Origin of the sequence: Paraburkholderia sp. A1BS-2L, from assembly GCF_051125205.1 — a bacterium.
Classification (GTDB): domain Bacteria; phylum Pseudomonadota; class Gammaproteobacteria; order Burkholderiales; family Burkholderiaceae; genus Paraburkholderia.
In genome coordinates this window covers 966908-983039 of sequence record NZ_CP120429.1, presented here as the reverse complement: position 1 = coordinate 983039, position 16132 = coordinate 966908, and the positions used below count along the sequence as shown (strand labels likewise).

Annotated in this window: 10 protein-coding genes, 2 tRNA genes and 3 rRNA genes; 13 read left to right on the top strand and 2 right to left on the bottom strand. The window is 59.7% G+C overall.

The genetic code is table 11. From position 1 onward, the window contains the following. Positions 1–3 precede the first annotated feature (3 nt). The 6 genes from P5W98_RS19200 to rrf all read left to right on the top strand — a co-directional run bounded on the left by P5W98_RS19200 (position 4) and on the right by rrf (position 6286). On the top strand, positions 4–558 hold the full coding sequence (locus tag P5W98_RS19200) for a phosphonate degradation HD-domain oxygenase (RefSeq protein ID WP_421026478.1): 555 nt from the start codon (positions 4–6) through the stop codon (positions 556–558). A 473-nt stretch (positions 559–1031) separates the two neighbouring features. Next, positions 1032–2564: ribosomal RNA gene (locus P5W98_RS19195) — 16S ribosomal RNA — on the top strand. A gap of 65 nt (positions 2565–2629) precedes the next feature. Then, positions 2630–2706: transfer RNA gene (locus P5W98_RS19190), tRNA-Ile, on the top strand. 49 nt (positions 2707–2755) lie between these two features. Next, positions 2756–2831 (top strand) — tRNA-Ala (locus P5W98_RS19185). Positions 2832–3123: 292 nt separating this feature from the next. After that, positions 3124–6003, top strand: a 23S ribosomal RNA gene (locus P5W98_RS19180). Positions 6004–6172: 169 nt separating this feature from the next. Continuing rightward, a 5S ribosomal RNA gene (rrf, locus tag P5W98_RS19175) occupies positions 6173–6286 on the top strand. The 16S, 23S and 5S rRNA genes sit together here with 2 tRNA genes alongside, the layout of an rRNA operon. A gap of 147 nt (positions 6287–6433) precedes the next feature. Here rrf and P5W98_RS19170 read toward each other — a convergent pair. After that, positions 6434–7441, bottom strand: coding sequence for a LysR family transcriptional regulator (locus P5W98_RS19170; RefSeq protein WP_421026479.1), 1008 nt, complete (start codon positions 7439–7441; stop codon positions 6434–6436). Positions 7442–7643: 202 nt separating this feature from the next. On the opposite strand from P5W98_RS19170, the gene P5W98_RS19165 reads away from it, so the two are divergent. The 3 genes from P5W98_RS19165 (at position 7644) to P5W98_RS19155 (ending at position 11929) form a co-directional block, all read left to right on the top strand. Continuing rightward, on the top strand, positions 7644–9866 hold the full coding sequence (locus P5W98_RS19165; protein WP_421026480.1) for an FUSC family protein: 2223 nt from the start codon (positions 7644–7646) through the stop codon (positions 9864–9866). 139 nt (positions 9867–10005) lie between these two features. After that, positions 10006–10209: a hypothetical protein gene (locus P5W98_RS19160; protein ID WP_421026481.1), complete on the top strand. Its 204-nt coding sequence runs from the start codon at positions 10006–10008 to the stop codon at positions 10207–10209. Positions 10210–10399: 190 nt separating this feature from the next. Then, positions 10400–11929, top strand: coding sequence for an acetyl-CoA hydrolase/transferase family protein (locus P5W98_RS19155; protein WP_421026482.1), 1530 nt, complete (start codon positions 10400–10402; stop codon positions 11927–11929). A gap of 69 nt (positions 11930–11998) precedes the next feature. Here P5W98_RS19155 and P5W98_RS19150 read toward each other — a convergent pair whose 3' ends face one another. Beyond that, positions 11999–12250 (bottom strand): GlsB/YeaQ/YmgE family stress response membrane protein, encoded by a 252-nt coding sequence (locus tag P5W98_RS19150; RefSeq protein ID WP_035533039.1) that lies wholly within the window; start codon positions 12248–12250, stop codon positions 11999–12001. Positions 12251–12565: 315 nt separating this feature from the next. Between P5W98_RS19150 and P5W98_RS19145 the strand changes: the two genes are divergently transcribed. From P5W98_RS19145 to P5W98_RS19130, 4 genes are read left to right on the top strand one after another with little or no spacing between them, the layout of a single operon-like run. Further along, the gene (locus P5W98_RS19145; RefSeq protein ID WP_421026483.1) at positions 12566–13594 is read left to right on the top strand and encodes a LysR family transcriptional regulator; all 1029 of its coding nucleotides are present in this window, start codon (positions 12566–12568) and stop codon (positions 13592–13594) included. 25 nt (positions 13595–13619) lie between these two features. Continuing rightward, positions 13620–13976: a hypothetical protein gene (locus tag P5W98_RS19140; RefSeq protein ID WP_421026484.1), complete on the top strand. Its 357-nt coding sequence runs from the start codon at positions 13620–13622 to the stop codon at positions 13974–13976. A 2-nt stretch (positions 13977–13978) separates the two neighbouring features. After that, the gene (locus P5W98_RS19135; protein WP_421026485.1) at positions 13979–14677 is read left to right on the top strand and encodes a heavy metal response regulator transcription factor; all 699 of its coding nucleotides are present in this window, start codon (positions 13979–13981) and stop codon (positions 14675–14677) included. After that, positions 14674–16131, top strand: a complete 1458-nt coding sequence (locus P5W98_RS19130; RefSeq protein ID WP_421026486.1) for a heavy metal sensor histidine kinase — start codon at positions 14674–14676, stop codon at positions 16129–16131. Before P5W98_RS19135 ends, P5W98_RS19130 begins: the two co-directional genes overlap by 4 nt. Position 16132 lies beyond the last annotated feature (1 nt).

The following is a 16132-nucleotide window of genomic DNA, read 5'->3' as shown; positions in this document are numbered from 1 at the left end:
AGCATGGCACTGAGTCTGGAAGACATTCGCGGCTTGTTCGAGCAGCATGGCGGGCAGGCGTATAGCGGCGAGCCGGTGACGCAGCTTGAGCATGCGCTGCAAAGCGGTGCGTTGGCCGAGGAGGAAGGCGCGAGCGAGGAGCTCGTGGCGGCGGCGTTTCTGCACGACCTCGGGCATTTGCTGAATCGCCAGGGCGAAACGCCGACCGAGCGCGGCATCGACGACCTGCACCAGTACTATGCGCTGCCGTTCTTGCGGCCGATTCTGCCGGCAAGCGTGCTGGAGCCGATCAAGCTGCACGTCGATGCGAAGCGCTACTTGTGCGCAACCGACGAAGCGTACTTCGGCCGCTTGTCGGCCGATTCCGTGCGCAGCCTGCAATTGCAGGGCGGCATTTTCGACGCTGATGGCGCGCGCGAATTTGCCGAGCGCCCCCATGCAGACGACGCCGTGCGTCTGCGTCGCTGGGACGACCTCGCGAAGGTCGCCGGCAAGCAAACGCCGGATCTCGACCACTACCTGCAGATCGTGGATCGCCTGATGCAGCGCCACGCGTGAAGCGGTTGCGCGTCTTTTTTCGAGGGGTTCAAAAACCCCTTGCCAGATCGCATTCGCGTGACTAGAATTCCGCTCCTTCGCCCGCTGAAGTCCGGCAGCGAAGCCTGCCGCGAGAAACGGCGGGGCGTGAAGTCATCAGTTTTTAAACGGCGACGTTAAAAAAGATGTTGACGAAACGCGGAAGAGTCTGCATAATCTCGTTTCTCTGCTGCTGACGCAGCAACGCAGAAAGCGCCGGGTAGTTCGAAGTGGTTCCGGTGTCTTGTGCGACGCGATCTTTAAAAATTTACAGCCGATAAGTGTGGGCGCTTGATGGGTTTCGTGACCTGGTGATTCTTTCGGGGATGACCGGGAGTAGCGAAAGTATCAAGAGTCTCACACAAAAGTAAGTCAGGTTTTTGAATTTATTCAGAACCTGTCAGCTTTGAGTGAGCGACCGGTTCTTGACTGAACCGAAAACAGTAACAGGTATTGAACTGAAGAGTTTGATCCTGGCTCAGATTGAACGCTGGCGGCATGCCTTACACATGCAAGTCGAACGGCAGCACGGGTGCTTGCACCTGGTGGCGAGTGGCGAACGGGTGAGTAATACATCGGAACATGTCCAGTAGTGGGGGATAGCCCGGCGAAAGCCGGATTAATACCGCATACGATCTTAGGATGAAAGCGGGGGATCGCAAGACCTCGCGCTATTGGGGTGGCCGATGGCGGATTAGCTAGTTGGTGGGGTAAAGGCTCACCAAGGCGACGATCCGTAGCTGGTCTGAGAGGACGACCAGCCACACTGGGACTGAGACACGGCCCAGACTCCTACGGGAGGCAGCAGTGGGGAATTTTGGACAATGGGCGCAAGCCTGATCCAGCAATGCCGCGTGTGTGAAGAAGGCCTTCGGGTTGTAAAGCACTTTTGTCCGGAAAGAAAACCTCTGGGTTAATACCCCGGGGGGATGACGGTACCGGAAGAATAAGCACCGGCTAACTACGTGCCAGCAGCCGCGGTAATACGTAGGGTGCAAGCGTTAATCGGAATTACTGGGCGTAAAGCGTGCGCAGGCGGTGATGCAAGACCGATGTGAAATCCCCGGGCTTAACCTGGGAACTGCATTGGTGACTGCATCGCTAGAGTATGGCAGAGGGGGGTAGAATTCCACGTGTAGCAGTGAAATGCGTAGAGATGTGGAGGAATACCGATGGCGAAGGCAGCCCCCTGGGCCAATACTGACGCTCATGCACGAAAGCGTGGGGAGCAAACAGGATTAGATACCCTGGTAGTCCACGCCCTAAACGATGTCAACTGGTTGTCGGGCCTTCATTGGCTTGGTAACGTAGCTAACGCGTGAAGTTGACCGCCTGGGGAGTACGGTCGCAAGATTAAAACTCAAAGGAATTGACGGGGACCCGCACAAGCGGTGGATGATGTGGATTAATTCGATGCAACGCGAAAAACCTTACCTACCCTTGACATGGACGGAATCCTGGTGAGAGCCGGGAGTGCCCGAAAGGGAGCCGTCACACAGGTGCTGCATGGCTGTCGTCAGCTCGTGTCGTGAGATGTTGGGTTAAGTCCCGCAACGAGCGCAACCCTTGTCCCCAGTTGCTACGCAAGAGCACTCCGGGGAGACTGCCGGTGACAAACCGGAGGAAGGTGGGGATGACGTCAAGTCCTCATGGCCCTTATGGGTAGGGCTTCACACGTCATACAATGGTCGGAACAGAGGGTTGCCAAGCCGCGAGGTGGAGCCAATCCCAGAAAACCGATCGTAGTCCGGATCGCAGTCTGCAACTCGACTGCGTGAAGCTGGAATCGCTAGTAATCGCGGATCAGCATGCCGCGGTGAATACGTTCCCGGGTCTTGTACACACCGCCCGTCACACCATGGGAGTGGGTTTTGCCAGAAGTGGCTAGTCTAACCGCAAGGAGGACGGTCACCACGGCAGGATTCATGACTGGGGTGAAGTCGTAACAAGGTAGCCGTATCGGAAGGTGCGGCTGGATCACCTCCTTTCCAGAGCTCATTGCGAAGTTCATTGAAGCGCTCACACTTGTCGGCTGTAGAAAAGACAGACTCAGGGGTCTGTAGCTCAGTCGGTTAGAGCACCGTCTTGATAAGGCGGGGGTCGATGGTTCGAATCCATCCAGACCCACCAATTTGTCTGCGCGGTGGCTGACTGGTAACCCCCTTGAGTATGCATGACTGGGGGATTAGCTCAGCTGGGAGAGCACCTGCTTTGCAAGCAGGGGGTCGTCGGTTCGATCCCGTCATCCTCCACCAATCCCTAATGCACAGCATCCTGCAGGAGCAGTTAAATGCAGGGAGTTTTGCATTGGCGATTGAGCCAGTCAGAGCGGTATGTGAAAACGTATCGGCTGTCGTTCTTTAACAATCAGGAAGAAGTAGTAAAGAGATTTATCTGAAACACACTTAGAGATGGGTGTGGAGTAGGTGAATCAGGGTTGTGATTGTATCGATGTATTTTTAAGTTCCTCGAAAGAGGGCTTTGGAATACGGCACAACGCGAAAACTCAGCCTGTAGCGAGTGAGTCGAGAGACGCACCCGTTATAGGGTCAAGCGAACAAGTGCATGTGGTGGATGCCTTGGCGATCACAGGCGATGAAGGACGCGGTAGCCTGCGAAAAGCTCCGGGGAGCTGGCAAACAAGCTTTGATCCGGAGATGTCCGAATGGGGAAACCCACTCCGAATGGAGTATCCGTGACTGAATACATAGGTCACGTGAAGCGAACGCGGCGAACTGAAACATCTAAGTAGCCGCAGGAAAAGAAATCAACCGAGATTCCCAGAGTAGTGGCGAGCGAAATGGGATCAGCCTGCATTCTTTATCTGTACCGTTAGTCGAACGCTCTGGAAAGTGCGGCCATAGCAGGTGATAGCCCTGTAGACGAAAACGGAATGGAAGAACTAGGGATGCGACAAGTAGGGCGGGACACGTGAAATCCTGTCTGAAGATGGGGGGACCATCCTCCAAGGCTAAATACTCGTGATCGACCGATAGTGAACCAGTACCGTGAGGGAAAGGCGAAAAGAACCCCGGGAGGGGAGTGAAACAGATCCTGAAACCGCATGCATACAAACAGTCGGAGCCTCGCAAGGGGTGACGGCGTACCTTTTGTATAATGGGTCAGCGACTTACATTCAGTGGCAAGCTTAACCGAATAGGGCAGGCGTAGCGAAAGCGAGTCCGAACAGGGCGATTAGTCGCTGGGTGTAGACCCGAAACCAGGTGATCTATCCATGGCCAGGTTGAAGGCACGGTAACACGTGCTGGAGGACCGAACCCACTAACGTTGAAAAGTTAGGGGATGAGCTGTGGATAGGGGTGAAAGGCTAAACAAACCTGGAAATAGCTGGTTCTCTCCGAAAACTATTTAGGTAGTGCCTCGTGTATCACCTTCGGGGGTAGAGCACTGTCATGGTTGATGGGTCCATTGCGGATTACGTCGCCATAGCAAACTCCGAATACCGAAGAGTGCAATCACGGGAGACAGACATCGGGTGCTAACGTCCGGTGTCAAGAGGGAAACAACCCAGACCGCCAGCTAAGGTCCCCAAATATGGCTAAGTGGGAAACGAAGTGGGAAGGCTAAAACAGTCAGGAGGTTGGCTTAGAAGCAGCCACCCTTTAAAGAAAGCGTAATAGCTCACTGATCGAGTCGTCCTGCGCGGAAGATGTAACGGGGCTAAGCCATATACCGAAGCTGCGGATGCACATTTATGTGCATGGTAGGAGAGCGTTCTGTAAGCCTGCGAAGGTGCACTGGAAAGTGTGCTGGAGGTATCAGAAGTGCGAATGCTGACATGAGTAGCGATAAAGGGGGTGAAAGGCCCCCTCGCCGTAAGCCCAAGGTTTCCTACGCAACGTTCATCGGCGTAGGGTGAGTCGGCCCCTAAGGCGAGGCAGAAATGCGTAGCTGATGGGAAGCAGGTCAATATTCCTGCACTAGTGTTGAATGCGATGGGGGGACGGATCGCGGAAGGTTGTCCGGGTGTTGGAAGTCCCGGTCGCTGCATTGGAGAAGGCGCTTTGGCAAATCCGGGCGCGTAATTCAAGGGTGTGGCGCGAGCTTCTTCGGAAGCGAAGCAACTGGAAGGGGTTCCAGGAAAAGCCTCTAAGCTTCAGTTCAACATTAACCGTACCGCAAACCGACACAGGTGGGCGAGATGAGTATTCTAAGGCGCTTGAGAGAACTCGGGAGAAGGAACTCGGCAAATTGGTACCGTAACTTCGGGATAAGGTACGCCCTGGTAGCTTGAGGAGCCTGCGCTCCGAGGGTGAAGGGGTTGCAATAAACTGGTGGCTGCGACTGTTTAATAAAAACACAGCACTCTGCAAACACGAAAGTGGACGTATAGGGTGTGACGCCTGCCCGGTGCCGGAAGATTAAATGATGGGGTGCAAGCTCTTGATTGAAGTCCCGGTAAACGGCGGCCGTAACTATAACGGTCCTAAGGTAGCGAAATTCCTTGTCGGGTAAGTTCCGACCTGCACGAATGGCGTAACGATGGCCACACTGTCTCCTCCCGAGACTCAGCGAAGTTGAAGTGTTTGTGATGATGCAATCTCCCCGCGGCTAGACGGAAAGACCCCATGAACCTTTACTGTAGCTTTGCATTGGACTTTGAACCGGTTTGTGTAGGATAGGTGGGAGGCTGTGAAGTGTGGACGCCAGTCTGCATGGAGCCGTCCTTGAAATACCACCCTGATCTGTTTGAGGTTCTAACCTTGGCCCGTGATCCGGGTCGGGGACAGTGCATGGTAGGCAGTTTGACTGGGGCGGTCTCCTCCCAAAGTGTAACGGAGGAGTACGAAGGTACGCTAGGTACGGTCGGAAATCGTGCTGATAGTGCAATGGCATAAGCGTGCTTGACTGCGAGACTGACAAGTCGAGCAGGTGCGAAAGCAGGTCATAGTGATCCGGTGGTTCTGTATGGAAGGGCCATCGCTCAACGGATAAAAGGTACTCTGGGGATAACAGGCTGATACCGCCCAAGAGTTCATATCGACGGCGGTGTTTGGCACCTCGATGTCGGCTCATCTCATCCTGGGGCTGTAGCCGGTCCCAAGGGTATGGCTGTTCGCCATTTAAAGAGGTACGTGAGCTGGGTTTAAAACGTCGTGAGACAGTTTGGTCCCTATCTGCCGTGGGCGCTGGAAGTTTGAGGGGGCCTGCTCCTAGTACGAGAGGACCGGAGTGGACGAACCTCTGGTGTACCGGTTGTCACGCCAGTGGCATTGCCGGGTAGCTATGTTCGGAAGAGATAACCGCTGAAAGCATCTAAGCGGGAAACTCGCCTCAAGATGAGACTTCCCCGGGGACTAGATCCCCTTGAAGGGTCGTTCGAGACCAGGACGTTGATAGGTCAGGTGTGGAAGCGCAGTAATGCGTTAAGCTAACTGATACTAATTGCCCGTAAGGCTTGATCCTATAACAGGTGTGTCTTCCTCCCGGTGTGGAGTGAAGGACGCGCAGGTTGAGAGATCGGTGTTGTGCCGGAAACAACACAACCCCAAGAAACAGCACCTCTTTACGCTTCTTCCCGATTGGCTGTGGCGCCAGGTTCACCCAAACCCGTGCGACGCAGCAACCCGTCATGCCTGATGACCATAGCGAGCTGGTCCCACCCCTTCCCATCCCGAACAGGACCGTGAAACAGCTCCACGCCGATGATAGTGCGGATTGCCCGTGTGAAAGTAGGTAATCGTCAGGCTCCCCATGCAGTATGTCCAGAACCCCGGTGGCTCCGAATGAGCGCCGGGGTTCTGGCGTTTGCGTGCGTGGAAAATAGAAAAACAGCCGTCGCATGGACGGCTGTTTTGCATACGGCATTCGAATCACCATGCCGAAAAACGGCGCTTCAATGCACCGCTTTAGTCGGATGCGCTGCGGATTGCGCATCGGGGGTCGAAATTGCGGCAGCATCGGCAAGCTGTTCCCGCGTGAGTTCCTCGAGCAATGCCATATCGCGAGCGATCACCTGCGGGAGATGCGCACGCAGGAATTCCACCCAAGTCTTGGTCTTTGCATCCACGAATTTGCGTGACGGATACAGCGCATACACGTGGTTCTTCTGCAGGATGTGCTGGGGCAGCACACGCACGAGCGTGCCGTTGCGCAATCCCTCTATTGCCGCATACACCGGCAACATGCCAATGCCCATTCCCTCACGGATCGCCACTGCAAGCGACTCGGCGATGTTCACCTGAACAGGTCCGTCCACCTGCATCTCGACGCTGCCTTCCGGGCCTTCGAGCACCCATTCATGTGCGGGCGCGGTCGGCGTCTTGAGAATCAGGCAGTCATGATGCGCGAGGTCCGCAGGCGTGCGCGGCGCACCGTGCGTATGCACATAAGCAGGCGACGCACACAGGATGCTGCACGACGAACCTAGTTGGTGCGAGACGAGATCGGAGTTCGGCAGCGAAGCTGCGGTCACCACCGATACATCACTGCTGCCCTCGAACAGATCGGGCATGCGCTGCGAAAGCGTAAGCTCGACCGTCACTTCAGGGTGCAAGGCGCGATAGCGCGAGATCGCGGGCAGCACGTACTGTTGCCCGATGCTCGCGAAGCTGTGCATACGCAATGCGCCAGCAGGACGCTCGTGGGCGCAACTGGCTTCTTCCTCGGCGCTGTCCACGTCCGCGAGAATCTGCGAGCAGCGTTTCAGATAGCGTTCGCCGGCGGGCGTGAGTGCGAGCCGGCGCGTCGAGCGGTTCAGCAGGCGCGTGCGCAAATGCGCTTCCAGTTCCGAGACCGCGCGCGACATCGCACCGGTGGTCGAATCGAGCGACTGAGCCGCGGCGGTGAAACTGCCGGCTTCGACAACGCGGACAAACACCCGCATATTTTGTAGCGTATCCATCAGACCTTCTTCGAGAACTTCTTGTTTGACACGAAAACGATATTGTCCGCCTCGCGGACGCCGGCATTGTTGAGTGATCTGGAACGGATGTTCCCCGCCCGTCCCGTTAATTCGCTCAACTGAGGCTCCTACAATCGGCGCCTGCCGACTCAATTCGCGACGGCATTCTTCGTAACAATCCGAGCGTAGCGCGCTGTTTTAAATGAACCGCCAGCCAGCGATACATCGAGCGATTGCCCCGCGTCGCCGCGGCGAAATCATATGGCGAGCCGCACGGCGCGGCCTGAGAGACTGGCAGGGCAGCCATGGCGCGATCTGGCTGCATCTGCTGAAAACAGTCATGGCGGGATTGCTTGCCTTGGGCATTGCGATGCGGCTCGATTTGCCCCAACCGCGCATTGCAATGACGACTGTGTTCGTGTTGATGCAACCGCTTTCCGGCATGGTGTTCGCGAAGAGCGTCTACCGCATCGTGGGCACCGCGGTAGGCATGGTCGCAGCGGTGGTGCTGGGGGCCGTCTTTATCCAGCAACCCGAGCTCTACATACTCGGGATGACAGGGTGGGTGGCCGCGTGTACCGCAGCCGCGATGCGTAATCGTCATTTTCGTTGGTACGCTTTCGTGCTGGCAGGCTATACCGCGGCGCTGATCGGCATTCCGCTCGTGACGCAGCCCAATGGGCTGTTTCTCGCGGCGCTTGGGCGCGGAGCCGAAGTGGCCGTGGGAATCCTTTGCTCGGGGATGGTCAGCGCCGTTATCGTGCCCCGGCAATCGGGCTCGCTGCTCGAGCGCACTTTACGCGCTCGCTATATCGATTTTACTGCGTTCGCTGCGCTTGTGTTGTCCGGCAGTCTGGAAAGAGGCGTGTTTGAAGGGCGATTCGCGAGACTCGTCGATGAGATCGTTGGCTTCGAGGCCACGCGCGCTTTCTCATTTTTTGAGGATCCGACGATGCGCGCGCACAGCCAGTTGCTCGCGCGTCTGAACGGCGAGTTCATGGACGTCTGCGCGCGCCTGCACGCGCTGCGGCAGTTGAAACGGCGTCTGCGCAAGAATAACGAAGCCATCGCACCACTTACGCCGTATTTCAGCGAGCTTGCGGCGCTGCTTGCGCAACGTCCTCGTCAGGGCGAAGCCGATCGTGCATACGCATTGCGTATCGAGCAAGACCTTGCGTCGTTCATGCGCACACTGCCACGCCGCGTGCGCGAAACACGGCGGCCGCTTGAAACGGGCGCGCCCGATGCGCTGCAAGACTTCGACACCTCCGCTGAGCTGATCTACCGCTTCACGGCTGAAATAGCCCGTTATAGCAGTACGTGGGCGTCGCTCACGCAGGCAGGTCTGCCGCCCGAGCCGCGCATGACGCGCTATGTGCCGCGTACGAGCTGGTACGTGGTGGGATTCACCTTCATGCGCACGGCAGTGGTGGTGGCGGCGCTCGGCTGGTTCTGGGTGGAGACTGACTGGCCGAGTGGCGGCCTCGCGATGATCGCCGCCGCGCTCACCTGCGCGCTCACATCGTCGGCGCCGCGCGCCACGCGCATGGCGTTTCAGATGGCGGCGGGCGCGGGCTGCGCCGCGCTCGTCGGCTATCTGCTCACCTGCTACGTGTATCCAAACGTCGATGGCTTTCCACTGCTTTGCGTCGCGCTCGCGCCGTTGCTAGCACTGGGAGCGTACTTTGCGACGCGTCCGTGCATCGCTGGCTTCGGCGTCGGATTCTCGGTGTTTCTCTGCCTGCTCGCCGGTCCCGACAACGTCATCGTCTATACGCCCGATCTGCTGATCAATAACGGGGTCGCGGTCGTGCTGGCGATGATCGTGGCCGCGCTTGCGTTTGCCGTGGTTTTTCCGCCGCACATGAGTTGGCTCGTCGAGCGCATGTGCGTGGCGTTGCGCGCTCAGGTTCAGCTCGCCTGCCGTGGCGAGCTGCAGGGCCTCGGCCAGCAGTTCCAGTCGGGCACGCACGACCTGATGCACCAGTTGCGGCTGCTGCTCAATGGCCGCAAGCAGGCACACCGGCGCGCGTTGCGCTGGATGCTGATCACGCTCGAGGTGGGGCATGCCGTGATCGATTTGCGACACGAGGCGCAACGCGCCACGTGGCTCGATATGGCCGGGCGCGGATGGCAAGCGGGCCTCGACCAGGTGCTCGACGATATTGCGCGCCTTTTCGAGGACCCGGGCGCCGCGCCGCTGAAGCGTGCGCTTGCATCGGTGCGAGCGGCCACCCGGATCACTCAGGAAGCGCTTCCGGGCGTTCGCCATGATCGTGAGCGCAGGCACGACGCGCAGCGGATCCTGAGCCATCTGCATTTCATTCACAGCGCGCTCATCGACCGCGATGCACCATTGGCCGCGCTCGCGCGCCAGGCACGCGGCCGTCGTTCCCGTCGCTCATTCCACACAAAAACACCTTGAACCAGCAATCTGGACGGCAGGTACGCGATCTTGCTGCAGTCTGGAAATATGCCTTCCATCTCGACCTCTTAATCGTTCCGGATCCGAGTCATATAGTCACATCACTGCTTCGCAGTAACCGTTAGCACTGGAGAGTGAAATGAAGTCCCTGAAGTTCGCTGTTGTTGCCTGTTCGTTGTTCGCCGCCGCCTCCGCCTTTGCACAGAATGCAGCATCGGACGCGAGCGTTCCTCAACAGGCCGCGCAAAGCGCAGCGCAGCCTGTCAATCAGATCGCAAAGCCGGCAAAGAAAGACGAATGCGTCGGTCCGGCCAGCTTTTGCAACCTCTATTTCGGTAGCTGAGATCGAGTGACTGCCCGCCATGAATGAGCGAGGCGCTAGCTTGAATTCCTTGCCGCGGCGCCTTCGCATGAGGTTCCGCGGCTTTGCGCATGGTGGCTGCAAAAGGGTATTGCAGAAGCCGTAAAGCAACGCCACCGAAACGAGACCTGCGAAGGGCACGTGGCATTTCCGGTAGTTAGTGGAGACTTTGATGTACGAAGACCGTATTCGTTGTGCCGCGTTGCGCGGGAAAATCACTTCGGCTGCCGAGGCGGCAAAACTCGTGCGCAACGGCATGCGTGTCGGCGCGAGCGGCTTCACGCGCGCAGGCGACACGAAGGCCGTGCCCATCGAGCTGGCGCGCCGCGCGCGCGAAGAGCAGGAGCCGCTGCGCATCACGCTGATGACGGGCGCCTCGCTCGGTCATGACGTGGACCGCATGCTGACCGAAGCCGGTGTGCTCGAGCGCCGCTTGCCGTTCCAGGTGGACACCACACTGCGCCGCGCCATCAATCGCGGCGAAGTCATGTTCGTCGATCAGCACCTCTCCGAGACCGTTGAGATGCTGCGCGCGAACCTGCTCGGCAAGCTCGATCTCGCGATCATCGAGGCCGCTGCGATCACAGAAACGGGCGGCATCGTCCCCACGACCTCGGTGGGCAACTCGGCGAGCTTCGCGATTCTCGCCGAGAAGGTGATCGTCGAGCTCAATCTCGCCCAGCCGCTTGCGCTCGAAGGCCTGCACGACGTGTGGATTCCGGGCCGCCGTCCGCATCGCGACCCGCTGCCGATCCTGCATCCGCACGATCGCGTGGGCACGTCCATCATCGATATTCCAGCGGAGAAGATCGCCGCCATCGTCATCACGAACGAAGCAGACAGCCCTTCGACCGTGCTGCCGGCGGACGAAGAAACCGCTCGCATCGCGGGCCACCTCATCGAGTTTTTGCAACACGAAGTGAAGCACGGCCGCATGAGTGCGCAGTTGCCGCCGCTGCAGGCCGGCATCGGCACGATCGCGAATGCGGTGCTCTCGGGCTTCGTGGATTCGCCATTCGAAGCGCTTACGATGTACTCCGAAGTACTTCAGGATTCCACCTTCGACCTCATCGATGCTGGCAAGATGGTATTCGCCTCGGGGGCGTCCATGACGCTCTCGGCGCCGCGCCAGGCTCAGGTGCTCGCCGATCTCGACCGCTATCGCGACAAGCTCGTGCTGCGTCCGCAGGAAGTGAGCAACCATCCGGAAGTGATTCGGCGCCTCGGACTCATCGCGCTGAACACGGCGCTCGAATGCGACATCTATGGCAACGTGAATTCCACGCACGTGGGCGGCACGCACATGATGAACGGCATTGGCGGCTCGGGCGATTTCGCACGCAATGCCTCGTGCGCGATCTTCGCAACCAAGGCCATTGCTAAGGACGGCCGCATCTCCAGCATCGTGCCGATGGTGCCACACGTCGACCACAACGAGCACGATGTGGATGTGATCGTCACCGAGCAGGGCCTGGCGGACTTGCGTGGCCTCGCGCCGCGCGAGCGCGCGAAGCTGATTATCGATCGCTGCGCGCATCCGCTCTATCGCGAACTGCTGCGCGACTATCATGACGACGCGCTGAAGATCGGCGGCCAGACGCCGCACAATCTCGCCAGGGCCTATGAAATGCACCTGCGCTTCAACGAGACCGGTTCAATGCTTCCTGATCGAACGGGTGGTCTCGTCGCCAGCGGCGCATAAGCATCAAAGCGAAAAAAAGCGGGAGCACCAGCGATGGTGCTCCCGCTTTTTATTGGCGATCGCAAATTGCTACGCTCTTCGGAACAGCCTGATGATGAAGAGCAGGATGACCGCGCCGACAATGGCCGTAATGATCGAGCTGATCATGCCGCCGCCGATGTGGATCCCGAGCAGGCCCGCCAGCCAGCCGCCGATAAATGCCCCGACGATCCCGACAATGATATCGACGATCAAACCGAAGCCGCCGCCCTTGACGAGCAGCCCGGCAAGCCAGCCAGCGACTGCGCCGATGATGAGCCACGCGATGATGCCGTGTTGCATATGGAGGACCTCTCTCGTTGGTGTGAAGAATGAAACTCAACGAAGTGGAGCTTAGTTCATGGATGGGGTCGAGTCCATGAAACGTGGCCAGAATTGACAGTTCTTGTCGTCCGCGGCGGAGCGTTTCAAAAACTGCAACGAAAGCGAAATGTATTCGTAAGCGAGCACGTCTTCGCTCGTTAGGCCCTGAATGTCTCAGGCGCGGAAGAATGCGGCTTGCCAAGCTGGCGCGGCTGCCATGTACGGGTCAGCATGGGGTCACGGCCTGGCAGTGAGACTGGCGCTATCGATGATGGAATGGGCCAGGAGTCGCGTATGGATACGCTGCGCAATATGCGGGTCTTCGTGAGGGTAGTGGAATCGGGCAGCTTCACGCGTGCTGCAGTGAGCGAGTCGATGACGACCGCGCAGGTTTCGCGCGCGGTCACGGACCTGGAGTCGCGGCTGCGCGCGCGTCTGTTGAACCGCACCACGCGGCGCATGTCGCTGACCGAGGCGGGCGAGCGCTATCTGCAAAGTTGCACGCGCATTCTCGCCGATATCGAACAGGCGGAATCCGAAGCGGCCGACGCGCAGGGGAATCCGGCGGGCAAGCTGCGCGTCTATGGCGGCACGAGTTTCGGTCAGCATTATGTAATGCCGTTGATCGCGCGCTACCAGCAGCATTTGCCCGATGTCGCCGTTGATTTGACCATCGCTCAGCAGATGCCCGACATCATCGAGGAAGGCTTCGACGTGGCGGTGGTGGTGGCAGCCGAGCTCGGGGATTCGGCGCTGATTTCGCAGCAACTGGGCAGCACCGCGGCCATTCTGTGCGCGTCGCCTGCATATCTGGATATGCGCGGCGAGCCGCGCTCGTTCGACGATCTCGGCGCGCACACCTGCCTGCATCTGACCGATGCGAGCCTGCCCGCGGGCCAATGGGTCTCGGAGGGGCCGCACGGAGAAACGTTCCGCCATACCGGCGTGACGCCTTTCCAGGTGAACAATCCCGAAGCGCTCGCGCTTGCCATACGCGAAGGCATGGGCATTGGTCCGCTGCCGGTGCCGGTGGCGCTGCCGGGTCTCGCCGACGGCTCGCTCGTGCGCGTGCTGCCCACGCATCGTCTGCAAAAGCTCAACATCTACGCGCTCTATGCCTCGCGCCGCTATCTGGACGCGAAGATCCGCACGTTCGTAGAGTTCCTGCGCGAGAAGGTGCCGGCAGTGCTGGCCGAGCAGGAAACATCGCTTGCGGCCTGCGATGTGCCGCAACGTCAGCGCGCTACGGCGCGCGCGCGTTTGCGCGAGGCGCGCCAGGCGCGCGACATGCATGAAGTCGAGCACTTGCGGCTCGTGAACTGAGCAGCATGCGTCACTCATCGAAGACATGAGCCAATCGGAGCAGCAATCGTCTTCCGCCATAGCAGCGAGCAGCGGGCACGACATCGATCTACCCGGGCGTGCGCGGGCCGGCGAGCGTGCGTGCGTCGCGGCGATCGTCGTCGCCGTGATGCTGTGCGTCGGCGCGACACGCACGATCGTCGCGAACGTGATCGACGTGATGAATGCGCGCCATCCGGCCAGCCTCACGCAGCAGCAGCCGCTTGCCAGCGAGCGCAAGGAGGCGCAGATTCATGGTCTGCAGCCTGCTACGACGGTTTATCTGGCGCGGGTGCCCGGCGGCGCCTGTAGCGCGGGCCCTTGCCGCGAAGCGCCGTCCGGCGCGCCGCGAAGAGGAGGATGACGATGAAAGTATTGGTGATCGAGGATGAGCGCAAGGTCGTGGATTACCTGCGCAACGGATTGAGCGAGCAGGGCTGGGTTGTCGACGTGGCGATGGATGGCGAAGAGGGCGCGTGGATGGCGACCGAGTACGACTTCGACGTGATCGTGCTCGACGTGATGCTGCCGAAGCTCGACGGTTTCGGCGTGCTGCGCGCGGTGCGCGCGAAGAAGGACACGCCGGTGATCATGCTGACCGCGCGCGACCGCGTGGACGACCGTGTGCATGGTTTGCGCGACGGCGCCGACGACTATCTGACCAAGCCGTTCTCGTTTCTCGAACTCGTCGAGCGTCTGCGCGCGCTCACGCGCCGCGCGCGGGTCCAGGAGTCCACGCTCGTCGCCGTGGGCGATCTTCAGGTGGACCTCATCAGCCGCCGCGCGACGCGCGACGGCGTGCGGCTCGATCTCACCGCGAAGGAGTTTCAACTGCTCTCGGTGCTCGCGCGGCGGCACGGCGAGATTCTCTCGAAGACGCTCATCACCGAGCTCGTGTGGGACGTGAATTTCGAGAGCAATGCCAATGTGGTGGAAACCGCCATCAAGCGGCTGCGCGCAAAACTCGACGGCCCGCACGCGTCCAAGCTGCTGCATACGATACGCGGCATGGGTTACGTGCTCGAAATGCGCGAGGCACGCGAAGACGGAGGCCAGGTGTCATGAAGCGCTCGATCTCGCTGCGGCTTTCGGCGATGTTCGCGGCGGTCTCGCTGATCGTATTTACGCTCACCGGCACGGGGCTGTTTTTGCTTATGCAGCATCAGCTCTTCAACGAGCTGCGCGAAACGCTCGACGCGCGGGCGCGCATCGCGGGCCTGATTGTTGCGCACGCATCGGATGTGAAGAAATGGGCGTTTGTGCAGGAGAAACTGCACGACCTTTCGCCCGTGGACAGTCGCATGCACTACTACGTAGACGCCGCCGATCCGCGCTTTCGCTTTGGCGCACCCATCGCGGGCAAAGTCACCGGAGATGTCGGTCCGGATTATCGGCTCGTGCGGCCGGCGAGCTACAACTACGACCTGATCGTCACGAGCATGACGGTGCCCGCGAACGGCGAGCGCCCCGAAGTGAAACTCGTGGTGGCGAGCGATTGCATGCGCACGGAAAGCATGTTGCGGCGCTTCGGCATGGCGCTCGGCGTGCTGATCGTGCTTTCGACCATCGCGGTAGCGCTGCTGAGCCGCGCCGTCACGCGCTTCGGTCTTGCGCCGCTTACGCGGCTCTCCCACGAGGCGGCGCAACTGAGTCCCTCGAACCGTCGCCAGCGGCTGCATGCCGGCGAGCTGCCCGAGGAACTGCATGAACTGGCCACCTCGTTCAATGGCGCGCTGGAGCGGCTCGACAAGGCCTACGAGCGACTCGAATCGTTCAACGCCGACGTCGCACACGAACTGCGCACGCCCGTGAGCATCCTGATTGGCCAGACCCAGGTGGCGCTCACGCGCGACCGCTCGGTTGCGCAGTTGCAGCATACGCTGCAATCAAATCTTGAGGAATTCGAACGATTGCGTGTGATCGTCAACGACATGCTGTTCCTTTCGCGCAGCGATCGTGGCGAGCGCGCGACCGAACTCACGGAGGTTTCGCTGCGGGCCGAAGTCGAGCGCATGCTGGAGTTCCTGGAGATTCCACTGGAAGAGGCGCAGTTGAGCGTGCAGGTCAGGGGCGATGCGCGCGCGTGGGTCAATACCTCGCTGATAGGCCGCGCAATGAGCAATCTGTTCGTGAACGCGATCCAGCACTCGCCGCTCGGAACCGTGCTGCAGTCGACTATCGCGCCGCAGGACGGTCACGTCGAAATCGCCGTATCGAATCCTGGCGAGCCGCTCGACCCGGTAGTGCGCGAACATATTTTCGACCGCTTCTATCGCATTCAGGAAGCGCGCTCGAATAGCCACGAGAACCACGGTCTCGGGCTTTCCATCGTCAAGGCGGTAGCCGAGATGCACGGCGGCGCGGTATTCGTGCGCAGTGCGAATGGTGTCAATACGTTTGGTTTCTCGGTGGCCGCGCATGCGGGTGCAGCGATGGGCGATGCGGCGGGTAGTGCATCCGATGCATCGGATGCCGCGCGCCAGGGGCGCGCGGGGGTGCCGTTGCACGTGTCTTCGTGAG

Bases quoted from the DNA above. Each gene is read 5' to 3' on its own strand.
- P5W98_RS19200 (WP_421026478.1), top strand. From the start codon at position 4: ATGGCACTGAGTCTGGAAGACATTCGCGGCTTGTTCGAGCAGCATGGC.
- P5W98_RS19170 (WP_421026479.1), bottom strand. From the start codon at position 7,441: ATGGATACGCTACAAAATATGCGGGTGTTTGTCCGCGTTGTCGAAGCC.
- P5W98_RS19165 (WP_421026480.1), top strand. From the start codon at position 7,644: ATGAACCGCCAGCCAGCGATACATCGAGCGATTGCCCCGCGTCGCCGC.
- P5W98_RS19160 (WP_421026481.1), top strand. From the start codon at position 10,006: ATGAAGTCCCTGAAGTTCGCTGTTGTTGCCTGTTCGTTGTTCGCCGCC.
- P5W98_RS19155 (WP_421026482.1), top strand. From the start codon at position 10,400: ATGTACGAAGACCGTATTCGTTGTGCCGCGTTGCGCGGGAAAATCACT.
- P5W98_RS19150 (WP_035533039.1), bottom strand. From the start codon at position 12,250: ATGCAACACGGCATCATCGCGTGGCTCATCATCGGCGCAGTCGCTGGC.
- P5W98_RS19145 (WP_421026483.1), top strand. From the start codon at position 12,566: ATGGATACGCTGCGCAATATGCGGGTCTTCGTGAGGGTAGTGGAATCG.
- P5W98_RS19140 (WP_421026484.1), top strand. From the start codon at position 13,620: ATGAGCCAATCGGAGCAGCAATCGTCTTCCGCCATAGCAGCGAGCAGC.
- P5W98_RS19135 (WP_421026485.1), top strand. From the start codon at position 13,979: ATGAAAGTATTGGTGATCGAGGATGAGCGCAAGGTCGTGGATTACCTG.
- P5W98_RS19130 (WP_421026486.1), top strand. From the start codon at position 14,674: ATGAAGCGCTCGATCTCGCTGCGGCTTTCGGCGATGTTCGCGGCGGTC.